The organism is Microbacterium sp. NPDC079356 (genome assembly GCF_049545465.1).
Classification (GTDB): Bacteria; Actinomycetota; Actinomycetes; order Actinomycetales; family Microbacteriaceae; genus Microbacterium; species Microbacterium gawkjiense.
Genome location: NZ_JBMWDN010000004.1, coordinates 181,884 through 196,740 on the forward strand (window position 1 = coordinate 181,884; position 14,857 = coordinate 196,740).

The 14,857-nt window shown below is 71.3% G+C and carries 17 protein-coding genes; 8 read left to right on the plus strand and 9 right to left on the minus strand.

Translation table 11 applies throughout. The features are described from left to right. Nucleotides 1-168 precede the first annotated feature (168 nt). From ACPEH0_RS11375 to ACPEH0_RS11385, 3 genes are read right to left on the minus strand one after another with little or no spacing between them, the layout of a single operon-like run. Nucleotides 169-1,029, minus strand: coding sequence for an SDR family oxidoreductase (locus ACPEH0_RS11375; RefSeq protein WP_366214590.1), 861 nt, complete (start codon nucleotides 1,027-1,029; stop codon nucleotides 169-171). After that, complete coding sequence (locus tag ACPEH0_RS11380; RefSeq protein WP_311286427.1) at nucleotides 1,026-1,820, minus strand: thioesterase family protein; 795 nt, start codon at nucleotides 1,818-1,820, stop codon at nucleotides 1,026-1,028. Before ACPEH0_RS11380 ends, ACPEH0_RS11375 begins: the two co-directional genes overlap by 4 nt. 56 nt (nucleotides 1,821-1,876) lie before the next feature. Then, nucleotides 1,877-2,884, minus strand: coding sequence for an SDR family oxidoreductase (locus ACPEH0_RS11385; protein ID WP_366214591.1), 1,008 nt, complete (start codon nucleotides 2,882-2,884; stop codon nucleotides 1,877-1,879). A 199-nt stretch (nucleotides 2,885-3,083) separates the two neighbouring features. Between ACPEH0_RS11385 and ACPEH0_RS11390 the strand changes: the two genes are divergently transcribed. Then, complete coding sequence (locus ACPEH0_RS11390) at nucleotides 3,084-3,329, plus strand: hypothetical protein (RefSeq protein ID WP_366214592.1); 246 nt, start codon at nucleotides 3,084-3,086, stop codon at nucleotides 3,327-3,329. Between the two features lie 259 nt (nucleotides 3,330-3,588). After that, a complete protein-coding gene (locus ACPEH0_RS11395; RefSeq protein ID WP_366214593.1) occupies nucleotides 3,589-4,986 on the plus strand; it encodes an HNH endonuclease signature motif containing protein in 1,398 nt (465 codons plus the stop codon). 297 nt (nucleotides 4,987-5,283) lie between these two features. Here ACPEH0_RS11395 and ACPEH0_RS11400 read toward each other — a convergent pair whose 3' ends face one another. The 3 genes from ACPEH0_RS11400 to ACPEH0_RS11410 are packed head-to-tail and all read right to left on the minus strand — an operon-like array spanning nucleotide 5,284 to nucleotide 8,500. Then, nucleotides 5,284-6,534 (minus strand): FAD-binding protein, encoded by a 1,251-nt coding sequence (locus tag ACPEH0_RS11400; RefSeq protein WP_366214594.1) that lies wholly within the window; start codon nucleotides 6,532-6,534, stop codon nucleotides 5,284-5,286. A gap of 58 nt (nucleotides 6,535-6,592) precedes the next feature. After that, entirely contained in the window at nucleotides 6,593-7,972 is a 1,380-nt protein-coding gene (locus tag ACPEH0_RS11405) for an APC family permease (RefSeq protein ID WP_366214595.1), read from the minus strand. 39 nt (nucleotides 7,973-8,011) lie between these two features. Continuing rightward, nucleotides 8,012-8,500, minus strand: coding sequence for a DUF2975 domain-containing protein (locus ACPEH0_RS11410; RefSeq protein ID WP_366214596.1), 489 nt, complete (start codon nucleotides 8,498-8,500; stop codon nucleotides 8,012-8,014). Between the two features lie 93 nt (nucleotides 8,501-8,593). On the opposite strand from ACPEH0_RS11410, the gene ACPEH0_RS11415 reads away from it, so the two are divergent. The 6 genes from ACPEH0_RS11415 to ACPEH0_RS11440 all read left to right on the plus strand — a co-directional run bounded on the left by ACPEH0_RS11415 (nucleotide 8,594) and on the right by ACPEH0_RS11440 (nucleotide 12,982). Then, nucleotides 8,594-9,379 (plus strand): EI24 domain-containing protein, encoded by a 786-nt coding sequence (locus ACPEH0_RS11415; RefSeq protein WP_366214597.1) that lies wholly within the window; start codon nucleotides 8,594-8,596, stop codon nucleotides 9,377-9,379. 63 nt (nucleotides 9,380-9,442) lie between these two features. Then, nucleotides 9,443-10,024, plus strand: coding sequence for a small multidrug efflux protein (locus ACPEH0_RS11420; protein ID WP_366214598.1), 582 nt, complete (start codon nucleotides 9,443-9,445; stop codon nucleotides 10,022-10,024). A gap of 45 nt (nucleotides 10,025-10,069) precedes the next feature. Next, on the plus strand, nucleotides 10,070-10,840 hold the full coding sequence (locus ACPEH0_RS11425; protein WP_366214599.1) for a MerR family transcriptional regulator: 771 nt from the start codon (nucleotides 10,070-10,072) through the stop codon (nucleotides 10,838-10,840). 33 nt (nucleotides 10,841-10,873) lie between these two features. Continuing rightward, a complete protein-coding gene (locus ACPEH0_RS11430) occupies nucleotides 10,874-11,572 on the plus strand; it encodes a GOLPH3/VPS74 family protein (protein ID WP_366214600.1) in 699 nt (232 codons plus the stop codon). Between the two features lie 79 nt (nucleotides 11,573-11,651). After that, the gene (locus tag ACPEH0_RS11435) at nucleotides 11,652-12,587 is read left to right on the plus strand and encodes an aldo/keto reductase (protein ID WP_366214601.1); all 936 of its coding nucleotides are present in this window, start codon (nucleotides 11,652-11,654) and stop codon (nucleotides 12,585-12,587) included. Nucleotides 12,588-12,592: 5 nt separating this feature from the next. After that, the gene (locus ACPEH0_RS11440; protein WP_366214603.1) at nucleotides 12,593-12,982 is read left to right on the plus strand and encodes a barstar family protein; all 390 of its coding nucleotides are present in this window, start codon (nucleotides 12,593-12,595) and stop codon (nucleotides 12,980-12,982) included. 1 nt (nucleotide 12,983) lies between these two features. On the opposite strand, the gene ACPEH0_RS11445 is transcribed toward ACPEH0_RS11440, so the two are convergent. The 3 genes from ACPEH0_RS11445 to ACPEH0_RS11455 all read right to left on the minus strand — a co-directional run bounded on the left by ACPEH0_RS11445 (nucleotide 12,984) and on the right by ACPEH0_RS11455 (nucleotide 14,830). Then, entirely contained in the window at nucleotides 12,984-13,322 is a 339-nt protein-coding gene (locus ACPEH0_RS11445) for a DUF6804 family protein (protein WP_217528765.1), read from the minus strand. Further along, nucleotides 13,319-14,605 carry a Na+/H+ antiporter NhaA gene (gene nhaA, locus ACPEH0_RS11450; protein WP_366214604.1) on the minus strand — a complete coding sequence of 429 codons (1,287 nt, stop codon included), beginning with the start codon at nucleotides 14,603-14,605 and terminating at the stop codon, nucleotides 13,319-13,321. The genes ACPEH0_RS11445 and nhaA overlap by 4 nt, the downstream gene beginning before the upstream one ends. Before the next feature lie 63 nt (nucleotides 14,606-14,668). Then, nucleotides 14,669-14,830, minus strand: a complete 162-nt coding sequence (locus ACPEH0_RS11455) for a hypothetical protein (RefSeq protein ID WP_217528769.1) — start codon at nucleotides 14,828-14,830, stop codon at nucleotides 14,669-14,671. Between the last annotated feature and the right edge of the window lie 27 nt (nucleotides 14,831-14,857).

The following is a 14,857-nucleotide window of genomic DNA, read 5'->3' on the forward strand; positions in this document are numbered from 1 at the left end:
GCGTACGTCCCCTTCGACGATCCCGTCGGCGCCGACGGGTGCTGAAGCGACTCTAAGCGGATGCGGCGCGCTCGGCGCGTCGCGCATGAATGCACGACCGGCGGTGCCGGTGCGGCGTGCGCGTCGCGGCGAGGCGACGCCTGCCCCACCGATCGTGCGGATGTCTCGTTACAGGCTGAACCCGCCGTCGCTCGTGAGCACCTGCCCGACGATCCAGGCGCCCTCGGCGGTCGACAGCCAGCCGATGAGGGCCGCGGGGTCGCTGGGCACGCCGACGCGGCCGAACGCGGTCGTGCGCAGCCATTCGTCGAGGCCCGAAGTGTCGCGGTCGGCGCTGTCGGGGTCCATGTACCCGGTGTTCACGGGTCCCGGGTTGATCGTGTTGAGGACGATGCCGAGATCGAGGAGGTCCGCCGCGACGGTGCGGGTGACCCCCGCGAGTGCCGCCTTGCTCGTCGCGTAGGCGACCTCGCCGCGCATCGCGCCGTGACCCTGCCCGGACGTCATCCAGAAGACGCGACCGGTCGGCTCGGCGTAGGGCTTCGAACCCTCGACCGCGTCGCCCGGGCGACGCTGACCGGACTGCGGCGGCGCGAGGCGACGGGCGAACTCCGCGGTCAGCAGCAGCGTCGACCGGGTGTTGGTGTCCCAGAACGCGTCGAGCCGGTCGGCGGTCATGTCGAGGATGCTGCCGTCGTCGCCGCTCTTCGCGTGGTTGCAGACGAAGATGTCGAGGCGTCCGGTGAGCGCGGCCGCGGCGTCGATGAGACCCGGGATCGCCGCGGCATCCGTCAGATCCGTCTCGACGTCCCCGAAGGTCGCGTCGCCGACGAGGGCCGAGCGGATGCCGGTGCGCACCGCGTCGAGATCGTCGCCACCCCACGGCCGGTCGAGGTCGTGGGGGCGCCAGTGCTGGATGAACACGCTCGCGCCGAGCTGCGCGAGCCGCGTCGCCACGGCGTACCCGATCCCGCGCCGGCGCGAGACGCCGGTGACGAGGGCGGTCCTCCCGGCGAGGGGCGCGGTCATCGGTGCGGCCTCACGGTGAGGGACTGCACGACCGAGCCGACGACGCCGCGCTCGTCGTGCAGGACGGTGTGCGTCATCCCGAGCCCCGTCGCGCCGAACGTGACGGTCGTGTCGAAGCCGATCCAGCCGTCCTCGGGGGCGCGGACGAGGTGGAGGGTCAGGTCGAGGTTCGGGAACGCGACCTCGCGCGGATCGACGCGCGGGGTCACGCCGTTCGCGATGTCGATGAGCGACACGAGGCGCGCCGTCGTCGAGACCGGCTCGCCCTCGAGCAGCGGCACGGCGGGCAGGATCCAGGTCCAGGCGCGACCGGGCGCCTCCTGCCGGCGGCGCACCTCGCCGACCGTCGCGATGAACTCGCCGGGCCACGCCGACGACGGGTCGACGCGCTCGATCGCGTCGCGGGGCGGCATCGCCGGGTGCGCGGAGCCGGCGAGCGCCTCGGTGTCGCGCGTGTGCAGGAGCCACGCCCGTGCCGAGAGCGCGGGACGACCGCCCTGCGCGAGCGTCGCCTCGACGAGCTCGATGCTGCGACCCGGCCGCAGCACGCGACACGTCACCTCGACCTCGTCGATCGGGATGACCCCGAGGATGTCGACCGATAGGCGCGAGAGCTGCATGGGCTGCGGGCTGCGCGCCGCATGGTCGACCTCGATGGCGTGCGCGAGCAGGCCGATCGGCGGGGCGACGTGCTGCTCGGTGACGTTCCACGCGCCGCCGGTGAAGGCGGTGGGCTGGAACCGGGTCTCGTTCACACCTTCGGAAGCGAGGCGTTCGAAGTAGGCGGGCACGAGATGGGATGCTACCCGCGGCCGACCTCCGGGGTCAGGGGTCTGGGGGGCGGGGTTCAGCGTCGCAGGAGCTTCACCGCGCCGGCGACCGCGGCGGCCCCGACGACGGATGCCGCGGTGTAGAGCCCGCGCCGGTGGCGCAGCGCGCGCGTCTGCAGGCTCTCGCCGCGCGCGCGGTCGTCGAACGCGCCGTGCGCACCGTGGTCGCCGGTGACCGGCTCGTAGAGGTTCGGCGGGGTGGTCGACGAACCCTTGTCGTCGGCGAACTGACCCTCCCACGCGTTCTTGGCGAGGTACCAGTCCATGAACCGGCCCGCCACCCGCGTGCCGAGGACGAGGCCGACGGTCGACTCGCCCACCCAGGTGCGGCGGCGCGGCTTGTCGGCGACGTCGGCGACCGCGCGGGCGCCCACCTCGGGCTGGTAGATCGGCGGCACCGGCTGCGGGTGCTTCGAGAACGGCGACTTCACCCAACCGAACTGCGTCGTGTTGAGCGCCGGCATGTCGACGATCGAGACCGCGACGGCGCTCCCCTCGTGCGTGAGCTCGGACACGACCGAGTCGGTGAAGCCGTGGATCGCGTGCTTCGACCCGCAGTACGCCGCCTGCAGCGGGATGCCGCGGTGGGCGAGGGCCGAGCCGATCTGGATGATGTGGCCGCGGTCGCGCCCCCGCATCCGTCGCAGCGCGGAGCGCGTACCGTTGACGGTGCCGAGGTAGGTGACCTGCGTCGCGCGCTCGTAGTCCTCCGGGGTCGTGTCGAGGAAGGGGGCGATCGAGCCGGACATGACGTTGTTCACCCACAGGTCGATCTCGCCGAGCTCCGCCTCGACCTCGGCCGCCGCGAGCTCGAGGGCAGCGTGATCGGCGACGTCGACGGTGATGCCGTGCGCGCGGCGGCCCTTGGCGCGCACCTCGGTGGCCGCGGCATCCACTCCCTCGAATCCTCGGGCGAGGACGGCGACGTCCCAGCCGCGGGCGGCGAGTTCGCGCACGATCGCGCGGCCGAGTCCGGCGCTGCCGCCGGTGACGACGGCGACGCCTCGGGATGTGGTGCTGCTCACGACCGGCTCCTCCGCGGGGGCCCGACCGGGCGGGGGACCCGTGTGAGGCGGGCCTCTGCCGCTGCCTCCATCCTTCGGTCTGCCGTGGAGGGTCGGGATGCCGTTGCCAGGGTCGCGGCGATGAGGTACAGGGCAAGCGCATCGAGGCCGAGAAAGCAAGCCGGGATGCGGCATCCGCCCGCCGGGCTAGCGTCGCGGCATGAAGAGCTCAGAGATCCGTTGGAACGACGAAGCACGCGGCAAGATCCTCGACGACGCCGACCGGGTGCTGCGGGAGGCGGTCGTCCACCTGGCCCGCTCCGGTGACGGGATGTCCTCGGACGAGGCGTACGCCGCGCTCACCGGCAGGCTGAAGGACGAGTTCATCGACTGGGAGCCCGGCCCCGACATCCGCACCTACGCCGACGCGATCGCGAACGGCGAGATCGAGACCGACGAGGGGTGACTCTGCCGGCGCGAGCGGTGGGGGGCGCGCGGCGGGCTGATAGCCCGAGTTCTCGGATGATGCGACGTCCCGCGGCGTCGCGTCGCGCTCGATGTCGCCGCGGTCGTCGCGATCTCGCGCGAGTGCCCAAGGTGCTGCAACAGCCGTTCGTAGCCGGTTGACGGGGATGAGAGGAATCTCATCTTTGGGGTGTGCACAACGCAGGTTCTGGGTCTGTTTTTCCGGAGTGGGTGTCGGTGGCCAGTGGCAGAGTGCAGGTATGACGGATGCGGCGGAAATCCCCGGTGGCGAGGACTATCTCGCGACCTTGGCGGGGGTCGTTGCGGACGTCGATTCCGCGGCCCGGCGGATCGCCGCCGCGCAGATCGAGGAACTGCGCGCGCTGGCCGCAGCGGGCCGGTTGGCCGAAGCGCAAACCGCGCAACGCAACGCACGGGTGCAGGTGCACGACATGGCCCTGCGATCGATCGCCGCGGAGGTCGGGGGCGTGATGCGCGTCACCGACCGGACCGTGCAACGGCGCATCGGCGAGGCGCGGACGTTGATCGAAGGGTTCCCCGCGACCGTCGAGGCATGGGAGCAGGGCCGCATCGTCCGCGGGCACGCGATCGCGATCGTGGAGACCGGGACGAGCCTGCCGGCCGAGATGTGGGCGGAGTTCGAACAGGTCGCGATCAGCCGGTGCGAACGGGATACCCCGAACCGGGTGCGAGGAGAGCTCGAGATCCTCGCCCACCGGATGCACCCGCGCTCATTCGCGGAACGCCACGAGGAAGCAACCGCTGGGCGGTGCGTGCGGATCGTGCCGGGCCGAGACGGGATGAGCGACGTGGTCGCAACCGTCCCGACGGTGATCGCCGAGGGCATCCACGACCGACTCACTCAGCAGGCGCGGGCGATCATCGACACCCGCGACGAACGCATCGCTGCGCGTGGCGCTGGTCTCGCGTTTGGGAACGCCGCCGCGACGCATGGCGACAGCGACAGCGAGGACGCCGCAGCCATCGTCGCCACCGACAACCGGTCCACCGATCAAGTCCGGGCCGACGTGTTCGCCGACCTCCTCCTCGCCGGGACACCCGCCCTCGACGACACCCGCGACACCACCGCCGGTCCGCTCGGTGCGATCCGCGCCCGCGTGCAGATCCTCGTCCCCGCGACGACACTCACTGGCCAGGACGACGGACCGAGCGACCTCGCGGGGCGCTCCCCGATCGACCCCGCCACCGCCCGCACACTCGCCGGCGATACTCAGATCTGGGAACGTCTGTTCCACGACCCGACCACCGGGGTCACCGTCGCGACCGACTCGTACCGAGTCCCGTCCGGGATGCGCAGGTTCCTGCAAGCCCGGGACCAGCACTGCCGGTTCCCCGGATGCCGCGTCGCCGCCATCCGCTGCGAAGTCGATCACACCCGCGATCACGCCCTCGGCGGACGAACCGAACTGTCGAACCTCGCCCACCTGTGCCAGCGGCATCACTCGATGAAGCAGTTCACCGCCTGGAGAGTGCGACAACTCAAGGGTGGCGTCCTGGAATGGACCTCACCCCTCGGCAGGACCTACAGAGAAGACGCACCCACCCCGGCCGTCGCCTTCACCCCTGCCGCACCACCACCACCGCCGACCGCACCAGCGGAACCCGCACCCTTCTGATGTCGACGACGGTTCGACGACCGAACTGCCGCCAGCCGCCGGCCGTCACCACGCGGTCTGGGTGACCGCGTGGGTCCGCGCTCTCGCCGGGCCGACCCCCAACCCTCGGGACCTCGGCCCCGCGCAACCTCGAGCCCGACTCGACATCGCGCAACCTCGAGCCCGACTCGACCCCGCACAACCATCAGGACCGACTCGGCACCGCAAAACCATCAGGCCCGACGCGGCACCGCGCAACCGGCGACCCGACTCCGACCGCCAGCCCGCGCAACCGCGCAACCGTGCAGCCCGGACGGACTACACCCCGAGCGCGCGCATGTAGTCGTTCACGAACGCGCCGCGCGGGTCGAGCTCGCGCTGCAGAGCGACGAAGTCCGCCCAGCGCGGGTAGAGCTCGGCGGGGTCGCGCGGGGTGAAGACCTTGCCCCAGTGCGGTCGCGCGTCGAACGGCGCGAGCGCCGCTTCGAGCTCGGGCAGCACCTCGGCGACGCCGGCCTCGTCGGCGGTCCACGTGAAGTGGAACGCGACCGAATCGCGGCCCGAGCTCGGCGACAGCCACAACTCGTCGCCGGCGATCGTGCGCACCTCGCACACCTGCAGCACGGGCTTCAGCCGATCGGCGAGCCCGCGCACCGCGTCGAACGCGGCGACCGCGTCGGCGACCGGCAGCAGGAACTCGGACTGCAGCTCCTCGCCGTTCGACGGGGTGAACTCCAGGCGGAAGTGTGGCAGCCGGTCGAGCCAGCGCCCCGCCTTACCGCCCTGCACGGTGCACGACGCCGCGGACACCCCGGGTAGCGGATGCCGCGCCCCGCCCGCCTCGCGATCGCGCAGCGCGGCGGGGATCGGTGTCGCCGCGGCATCCGTGCGCTCCTTGCGCCACACCTGGTCGACGTAGGCCTCCTCACGGAACGTCGTGAAGAGCGAGACGCTGTACGCCGACCCGGCGATGACGTCGAACGCCTTGCGGACCGCCTCGACGGGCACGTTCTCGTAGACCGTCTGGGCGACCTCGAAGGTCGGCTCGATCGCGAGTTCCACCGTCGTGACGATGCCGAGCGCGCCGAGCCCCACAACGGCGCCGTAGAACGTCTCGTCGGTCTCGTTGAGCCGGACGAGGTCGCCGGTCGAGGTGACGAGCTCGAGCCCCGTGACCGCCGCGGCCAACGACCGATTCGCGACACCCGAGCCGTGCGTGCCCGTGCTCACCGCGCCGGCGACCGAGATGTGCGGCAGCGAAGCCAGGTTCGCGAGCGCCCACCCCTGCCGGTCGAGCTCCTGCGCGAGCTCGCCGTAGCGGACGCCGCCGCCGACGCGCACCCGGCGCTGCGCGGCATCCACCTGGATCGGCAGGTCGAGCTCGGCGGTCGACACGAGCGTGCCCGTCGTATCGGCGATGCGGGTGAACGAGTGCCGCGACCCCAGGGCCTTCAGGGACGCGGATGCCGCGACCACCTCGCGCAGCTCGTCGACCGTCGTCGGGGCGACGATGCGCTCTGCCGAGTAGCGGATGTTGCGGGACCAGTTGAGGCCGGCGTCGTCGCTCATGCGTGCCAGCCTAGGCGCGCCCGGACGGGGTCAGCCCTGCATCCGCGGATCCATGCACTCAGTCGCGGAACCCCTTCACGGTCGGGATCGCGCCGGTGCGCGCGGCGATCTTGCGGTCGCCGCGGCGACGGCTGAACCGCGCGACGAAGAACAGGATCGCTCCAACGACGACGTATCCGGCGGTGGCGAGCCAGACCAGGCCGGTCTGCTGGGTGAGCAGCACGATGCTGGCGATGATGGCGAGGATCGGGACGATGCGCGGCACCGAGAAGTGCTCGTGCTCGACCTTGTCCTTCTTCAGCACGAGCACGCTCACGTTCGCGGCGAGGAAGACGAGGAGCAGCAGGAGCACGGTCGTCTCGGCGAGCGTCGAGATGTCGCCGACCACCGTGAGGAGCATCGTCACCCCGGCGACGACGACGATCGAGACCCACGGCGTCCGTCGCTTCGGCAGCACCTTGCCGAAGGCGTGCGGCATGAGGCCGGACTCCGCCAGCCCGTAGGCGACGCGGCTCGCCATCACCATGAACAGCAGCGCGCCGTTGGCGATCGCGACGAGCGCGATGAGGCTGAACAGCCATCCCGGCACCGCGAGGCCGCTCGCGGTCACGACCTCGAGCAGCGGACCGGAGGAGGTCGCGAGCGTCGACGGTTCGACGACGATGACCGCGCCGATCGCGATCAGCAGGTACACGACGGCGGCCGTGAGGATCGCGCCGAACAGTGCTCGCGGGTACGACCGCGACGGGTTCTTGACTTCCTCGGCCATGTTCGCCGCCGCCTCGAAACCGAGGAAGGAGAAGAACGCGATGATGGATGCCGCGAACGCGCCCTGCAGGGGTGCGACGTCGGGCGCGAACTCGAAGATGCGCGACGGCTCGCCGCCGCCGCTGCCGAAGACGACGGCCGCGATGACGATCACGAGGATGAGTCCCGAGACCTCGATCATCGACGCGACCATGTTCGTCGCGAGCGACTCCTTCACGCCGCGCAGGTTGATGAGGGTCAGCACGAGGATGAAGCCGATCGCCACCGGGATCGGCGGGATGTCGAACAGGGCGCTGAAGTAATCGCCCGCGAACGCGTTGGCGAGGGCCGCTGCCGTCGTGATGCCCGAGGCCATCATCAGGAAGCCGACGAGGAACGACAGGAACGGGATGCCGAACGCCTTGTCGACGTAGCGTGCTGCGCCGCCGGCGTGGGGGTACTTGGTGATCAGCTCGGCGTAGGTGCCGGCCGTGAGCAGCGCGACGACGAGCGCGATGAGGAGCGGCAGCCAGATGACACCGCCCACGTCGGTCGCCATCGTGCCGACGAGCGTGTAAATGCCCGCGCCGAGGGTGTCACCGACGATGAACGCGAAGAGCAGCCAGGTGCCGACGGCGCGCTTCAGACCGGGCTTCTCCTGGGCGAGGGGAGCCGACGTGTCGTTTGTCATCGCACCACTTCAACCGAAACCGCGCGTGGGATGCAACCCCTATCGCGGCGGGTTCTCCTGTGCGTGCGTGACCCCGACGACCTGATCCTGCAGCAGAACCGCCTGTCTGAGCACCTCGCGCAGCGCCCCCAGCAGGAGGGCGATCGCCGCGCCCGCGGCGAGCGCGAGGAAGGTGAGGATCAGGACGAAGGGGCTCCCCGCGCCGGCCGCGCCGATCACCCCGCATCCCGCGGCGACCACCGCCATTCCCGCCACGGTCAGGCCGATCATCGCATCGACCCAGCGGAAAGCGCCGTCCTCGAAGAGACGCCCGGCGCCGAAGCGTGCGAGCAGACGCCACGCGCACAGCAGCGCGAGTTGCACGCAGAGGAGCAGGATGCCGCTGAGGACGACCCCCGGCATCCGCAGTCCGGCGAACTCGGGAGCGAGCTGCGCGAACCCCGCCGCCACCTCGGGCACGACCCACAGCTGCAGGGCGAGGAGAGCGACCAGGAAGATGCCGATCCCGGCCTTGGCGAGTGCGATCACGGATTCCTCATCTATCGACTTTCGATACCTTTATATCGACAAACAGCTCGCCTTGTCGAGCGTTCGAGAACGGCGACCGGGCAGGATGGGGGCATGACGACTCCCCCGCCCGCACCGCGCCCGGTCGCCTCGTTCTTCCGCGGGGTCGGCGACCTCGGTCGCGGCTTCGCGTTCTGGGGGCGCTTGCCCGGCCGGATGGCGCTCGGCCTCATCCCGGCGGCGATCGTCGGCATCCTGCTGCTCGCGGGGATCATCACCCTCGTCGTCTTCCTGCGCGACGTCGTCGACGCGCTCACCCCGTTCGCCGAAGACTGGGCCGAGGTCGCGGCATCCCTCCTCCGGCTCGGCATCGGCGCGGCCCTGCTCGGCGGCGCGATCGTCCTTGCGGTCGTCTCGTTCACCGCGCTCACGCTGCTCGTCGGCGACCCGTTCTACGAGCGGATCTGGCGCTCGGTCGAGCAGCACCTCGGTGACGCGCCGCCCGAGTCGGACTACGGGTTCTGGCGGTCGATCCGCGACAGCGTCGGGCTCATCCTCCGCGGGCTCCTCGCGGCGATCGTCGCCGGACTCGTCGGGCTCATTCCGCTGGTCGGCACCGCCCTGGGTGCGGTCGTCGCCGCCTTCCTCACCGGCTGGCTGCTCGCCGACGAACTCACCTCGCGCGCGCTGTCAGCGCGGGGGCTGGATGCCGCGGCCCGCCGCGACCTGCGCCGCGGACACCGCGCGCGGGTGCTGGGGTTCGGCGTGGCCACGCAGCTCTGCTTCCTCATCCCGCTCGGCGCCGTCGTCGCCATGCCCGCAGCCGTCGCAGGCTCGACGCTGCTCGCCCGGAGGATGCTCGACACGACCGCCGCCGACACGGCTGACACGACCGCTTGACCCTGTGGTGAGAACACGGTCTGTGATGGGTGCTCACCCATCGAAACGGAGCGTGAGCACCCCATGTCCAGCCCCTACGAAGGCCTCCAGGATGTCGTCGCCGGCCTTCCCGAACTCGTCCAGCCCCTGATGGTGGCCCTCGCCGGCGCCATCCCCTACGTCGAGGGCGAGGGCTCCGCGACCCTCGGCATCATCGTGGGCATCAACCCCATCATCGCCGCGATCGCCGGCGCGACGGGCAACATCCTCTCGGTCCTGCTCGTCGTGCTGCTCGGCTCGCGCGTCCGCGAATCCGTCGTCGCGCGCCGCGCCGCAGCGACGCAGACCGCCGCGCCCGCCCGCGCCGGCGCCTCGACCGGAGCACTGACGGTCGCGACCGTCGACGAGGAGGCCACCACGGACGACAAGCCCACCCGCCGTGCGAAGGGGCAGACGAAGCTCCGCCGCTGGCTCGTGCGTTTCGGCGTCCCCGGAGCGAGCCTGCTCGCCCCGCTCGCCCTGCCGACCCAGCTGACCGCCGCGTTCTTCGTCGCCTCGGGCGTGCGCAAGGGCTGGGTCATGCTCTGGCAGGTCATCGCCATCGTGCTGTGGACCGGTGCCGTCGCCGCGGCCGCCACAGGGCTCGTCACCGTCCTCGGATGGTGACATCGCGGCATCCCATGGATACAGTGACGCGGCGAGGAGGAGCGCATGGCGTGGAGCACGCGGGAACTGGCTGAGCTCGCCGGCACGACGGTCAACACGGTCCGCCACTACCACCGGCTCGGCCTCATGGCCGAGCCGGACCGGCGGTACAACGGCTACAAGCAGTACACGGCGGCCGACCTCGTGCGCCTGCTGCGGATCCGGCGTCTGGTCGACCTGGGTGTCCCGCTCTCGCGGGTCCCCGACCTCATCGACGGTGGCACCGCAGGTGAGCGCGAGCTCGACGATCTCGATGCCGAGCTGCAGGCCGGCATCGAACGACTGCAGCGCGCCCGCGCAGACCTCGCCGCCATCCGACACGGGCATGCGCCCGCGTCGGGCCCGTCGGGCTTCGAGCCGTACGCCGACACACTCTCGGATGCGGACAGCTCACTGATCCACGTCTTCGGCCGCCTGTACGACGACGAGGCGATGGCCGACGTCCGGAAGATGGTCGGCGAGGACACGAGCCCGCCCGAGGTCCGCGCCGAGATCGACGCCCTCGCGGCGGACGCCGGCGACGAGACCGTGCTCCGCCTCGCACGCGCGCTGGCTCCCTCGATCGAGCAGAGCCTGCGCGACTACCCGTGGCTGAGCGATCCGGGCGACCATCTCCCCCGAGGCGAGCGGGTGAGCCAGGAGACCTTCGTCGAGGCGCTGCAGGAGCTGTACAACCCCGCACAGATCCGCGTGCTCGCACTGGCGAGCCACCTCGCGACCGAGCAGATCGCCGCCGCGCAGGCGTCCACCCCAGACGAGACCGCCTCCGGCGCTTGACCCTGTTCCGGGAACAGGGTGTCGACTGAGCACATGATGACGACGAACACCGATCCCGGCGCACCCACGCTCGCCGAGGACCTGCTCCTCCTCCTCTTCCAGCCGCGCCACGGCACGATCGCCGGCGAAGGCACCCTCTTCTACGTCCTCGCCGGCGCCGTCCTCGCCGAGCTCGGCCTCGACGGCAACGTCGAGACCGACACCGCCGGCGCCACCGGCACACTCCGCATCCGCGCCGTCGCCGACCACCCACCCGGCGACCCGCTCCTCCGCCCAGCCTGGGACTACGTCACCGACAAGCCGCGCGGCGTCCAGACCGTGCTCGCCGCCGTCGGGCCCGCACTCCGCTCGCCCGTCCTCGAGCGCCTCGAGGACCGCGGCGACATCGCCCGCACCTCCCGGAAGCTCCTCGGCCTGATCGACACCACCTCGCTCGCACCCGGCCCGAGCGGCCGGCGCGACGAGCTGATGGCCGGCGTCCGCGCGGTGCTCGTCGACGGCGCGCAGCCCGACGCCCGCACCGCCGCGCTGGCCGCACTGCTGTCCGGCAGTGGGACGCTCCCGCAGTTCGACCGCGAGATCGGCTGGAACAGCGCCGTCATCACTCGAGCGAAGGAGCTCGAGCAGGGCAACTGGGGAGCGGATGCCGCGGCGCAGGCCGTCGCACGCACGGTCGCCGCCACGATCGTGAACAACGTCGTGGTCGCCGCTGCGGTCGCCGGTCGCGCGTAGCCAGCCCGTTGACAGACCCGCATCGGGTTCGGTCATGCTGGGAGCTCGATCGCGCCGCATCGGCGCAGAACGGAGCACCATGCGCCTCGTCCCCCTCGGGCCCACCGACCACCGCGTCCCCAACGTCGTCGCGGGGATGATGCGCATCGAGGAGATGTCCGATGAGGCGATCCGCGAGCTCTACGACGCGTGCCGCGCGGCGGGCGTCGACTTCTTCGACCACGCCGACCTGTACGGCAGCACGCGGCACGGCTGCGAGCGACGGTTCTCCGAGGCGCTCGGTCTGAGCGCCTCGGAGCGGGACGAGATCACGCTGCAGACCAAGACGGGCATCGTGCCGGGCGACTGGCACTTCGACCACTCGTACGAGCACATCGTCACCTCTGCGGAGGAGTCGCTCGAGGCCCTCGGCACCGACCGCATCGACGTGCTCCTGCTGCATCGCCCCGATGCGCTCGTCGAACCCGACGAGGTCGCCCGCGCCTTCGATCACCTCGAGTCCTCGGGCAAGGTCCGAGCCTTCGGCGTCTCGAACCACACGCCGCGCCAGATCGACCTGCTGAAGACCGCCGTGACGCAGCCCATCGTCGCCAACCAGGTGCAGCTGTCGATCACCCACTCGACGCTCGTCGCGCAGGGGCTCGCGGCCAACATGGCGGGCGAGGACGACTCGATCACCCGCGACGGCGGCGGGCTCGTCGACCACGCCCGCATCAACGGGATCACCCTGCAGGCGTGGTCGCCGTTCCAGAAGGGGTTCTTCGACGGCGTGATCTTCGACGCTCCGGAGTACCCCGAGCTGAACGCCTTGCTGGACCGCCTCGCCACGAAGTACGACGTGACGCCGATCGCGATCGCCACGGCCTGGATCACACGGCATCCCGCCCACATGCAGGTCGTGCTCGGGACGACCACGCCGCAGCGCGTGACGGATGCCGCGGCCGGCTCCGACATCCCCCTCACCCGCGCCGAGTGGTACGGCCTCATCTCGGCGGCGGGCCACAAGGTGCCCTGACCCGGATGGCCGACTACGTCATCGACGGGGCGCGGATCGCCGGCATCCCTGATCTGTACGCCCAGCTGAACCGTCTGTTCATGACCGGGGAGGACTGGCGATTGGGCACCAGCCTCGACGCGCTCGACGACCTACTCCACGGCGGGTACGGGGCGCTGGCCGAGGACCACTCCGCGCGGGTCGTCTGGCGCGACTCGGCGCGCAGCCGGCAGGCCCTCGGCGTCGCCGAGACGGAGCGATGGCTGCGCGAGAAGCTGGCACAGCCGGGCACATTCCAGTCCGACACGATCCAGCGTCAGCTCGACGACCTGCGCGCGGGGACCGGCCTGACCTATTTCGAACGGGTGCTCGACGTGTTCGCCGACCACCCGCAGGTCACGCTCGACCTCCGCTGAGTCAGGTCTGGCGGCGGATCTTGATCGTCGCGCCGGCGGCGAGGAAGACGAACGCGGCCGCGACCTGGGCAGCGCTCCAGATCGCACCCGAGAACGCGAAGGGGAAGATCGGGTTCCAGATCACCGCGACAGCGAGCATGATCGGCACCCACCACCAGTGCCTCGCCTGCACGGCGAACCAGCCGATGATGAGGGCGAGGATCGTGGCGACGAACCGGACGGTGAGGAACCAGTCGCTCTCGAGCAGCGCAGGCGCGACGAACAGCACGGCCGCCGCCAGCAGGCTCGGCGCGAGCGCGTTGCGCTGGTACATCGCGGGTGTCGGCTGCGTGCGGCTCATGAGGCTCCTGGGGACGGGGACGCGCTCTCAGTCTGCCGCACGCGTCGCGCGCGCCCGGCGAGCACGGCGCCACCGACGATCGCAGCGATGACCGACCCGCTGAGGATGCCGATCTTCGCGTGGTCGTCCTCGAGCGATCCGACGCCGTACGACAACTCGCCCACGAGCAGCGCGACCGTGAACCCGATGCCGGCGAGCAGGCCCACGCCGAGCATGTCGCCCCATCGCAGTTCGAACGTCCGCCGCACCGACGGCACCCGCGTGAGCAGGAACACCGCGAGCAGAATGCCGACCGGCTTGCCCACGACGAGCCCCACCAGGATGCCGAGGGTCACCGGATCGCCGAAGGCCGAGACCAGCCCGTCCCAGCCGCCGACGGTCACCCCGGCGGAGAAGAACGCGAAGACGGGGATAGCGACCAGCGTCGAGATCGGACCGAAGCGGTCGGCGAAGTGCGCGGTGAACGCATCGTGGATGGGGCTGCCGTCGGCATCCGTCCCCACCTGCACCCGCGCTCGCGGCGTCACCGTCGCGGGGACGGTGAAGGCCAGCAGCACGCCGGCGATCGTCGCGTGCACGCCCGACGCGTGGACGAGCGCCCAGGTGACGATCGCGAGCGGCATCAGCACCCACCAGTGACGGATGCCGCGCCGCACCGCCAGCCCGAACAGGACGAGCGGGACGATCGCCGCCGCGAGCCACACCGGCTGCAGGTCGTCGGTGTAAACGGTGGCGATGATCGTGATGGCGAAGAGGTCGTCGACGACGGCGAGAGTCAGCAGGAAGACACGGAGCGCGGGCGGCAGCCCCTTCGCGACGACGGCGAACACCGCGATGGCGAAGGCGATGTCGGTCGCCGTCGGGATCGCCCAGCCCCGCACCGCGTCACCGGGCGCGGTCACCGTGAACGCCGTGAAGATGAGCGCCGGGACGATGACACCGCCGAGCGCGCCGATCACGGGGACCGCGGCGATGCGCGGCGAGCGCAGCCGCCCCGCGACGATCTCCTCTTTGAGTTCGAGACCCACGACGAAGAAGAAGATCGCGAGCAGTCCGTCGGCCGCCCATTGCGCGACAGTCAAGTGGAGGTCGAGCGCCTCGGGTCCGAACGACGTCTCGCGCAGACCGGTGTACCAGGGCGCGGCGGGCGAGTTGGCGAGGACGAGGGCCGCGACGGTCGCAGCCAGCAGCAGGATGCCGCCGAAGGTGTCGGTCTGCACGGTCTGACGGATGCTGCGCCAGATCTCGTGCGGCGCCGTGCGGGAGGAGGGGGAAGTGGACATGACGGATCGCTTTCCGCGTCGGTGATCAGGGGTCGCTGAGGACGCACCGACGAGCGGTGCGCGTCAGGCCCCCGACGGCGGGCAGCCGGCGATCTCGCCGTGCGCGTTGGTGCCCCATTCGCTGACCCATCCGTTGGTTCCCGGATGCTGCGGTGCGGTGAGGGCGCGGATCCCGATCGCCGACGGCAGCGCGCGCTCGAGGCGGTAGCGCGCGGTGATCGTCATACCCCCATCGTACCGAGGCGGCCCGGA

Excerpts from the sequence above, each read along its gene's own strand:
- ACPEH0_RS11375 (WP_366214590.1), bottom strand. The coding sequence starts at position 1,029 with ATGACCGCGCCCCTCGCCGGGAGGACCGCCCTCGTCACCGGCGTCTCG.
- ACPEH0_RS11390 (WP_366214592.1), top strand. The coding sequence starts at position 3,084 with ATGAAGAGCTCAGAGATCCGTTGGAACGACGAAGCACGCGGCAAGATC.
- ACPEH0_RS11395 (WP_366214593.1), top strand. The coding sequence starts at position 3,589 with ATGACGGATGCGGCGGAAATCCCCGGTGGCGAGGACTATCTCGCGACC.
- ACPEH0_RS11400 (WP_366214594.1), bottom strand. The coding sequence starts at position 6,534 with ATGAGCGACGACGCCGGCCTCAACTGGTCCCGCAACATCCGCTACTCG.
- ACPEH0_RS11405 (WP_366214595.1), bottom strand. The coding sequence starts at position 7,972 with ATGACAAACGACACGTCGGCTCCCCTCGCCCAGGAGAAGCCCGGTCTG.
- ACPEH0_RS11415 (WP_366214597.1), top strand. The coding sequence starts at position 8,594 with ATGACGACTCCCCCGCCCGCACCGCGCCCGGTCGCCTCGTTCTTCCGC.
- ACPEH0_RS11420 (WP_366214598.1), top strand. The coding sequence starts at position 9,443 with ATGTCCAGCCCCTACGAAGGCCTCCAGGATGTCGTCGCCGGCCTTCCC.
- ACPEH0_RS11425 (WP_366214599.1), top strand. The coding sequence starts at position 10,070 with ATGGCGTGGAGCACGCGGGAACTGGCTGAGCTCGCCGGCACGACGGTC.
- ACPEH0_RS11430 (WP_366214600.1), top strand. The coding sequence starts at position 10,874 with ATGATGACGACGAACACCGATCCCGGCGCACCCACGCTCGCCGAGGAC.
- ACPEH0_RS11435 (WP_366214601.1), top strand. The coding sequence starts at position 11,652 with ATGCGCCTCGTCCCCCTCGGGCCCACCGACCACCGCGTCCCCAACGTC.
- ACPEH0_RS11440 (WP_366214603.1), top strand. The coding sequence starts at position 12,593 with ATGGCCGACTACGTCATCGACGGGGCGCGGATCGCCGGCATCCCTGAT.
- ACPEH0_RS11445 (WP_217528765.1), bottom strand. The coding sequence starts at position 13,322 with ATGAGCCGCACGCAGCCGACACCCGCGATGTACCAGCGCAACGCGCTC.
- nhaA (WP_366214604.1), bottom strand. The coding sequence starts at position 14,605 with ATGTCCACTTCCCCCTCCTCCCGCACGGCGCCGCACGAGATCTGGCGC.
- ACPEH0_RS11455 (WP_217528769.1), bottom strand. The coding sequence starts at position 14,830 with ATGACGATCACCGCGCGCTACCGCCTCGAGCGCGCGCTGCCGTCGGCG.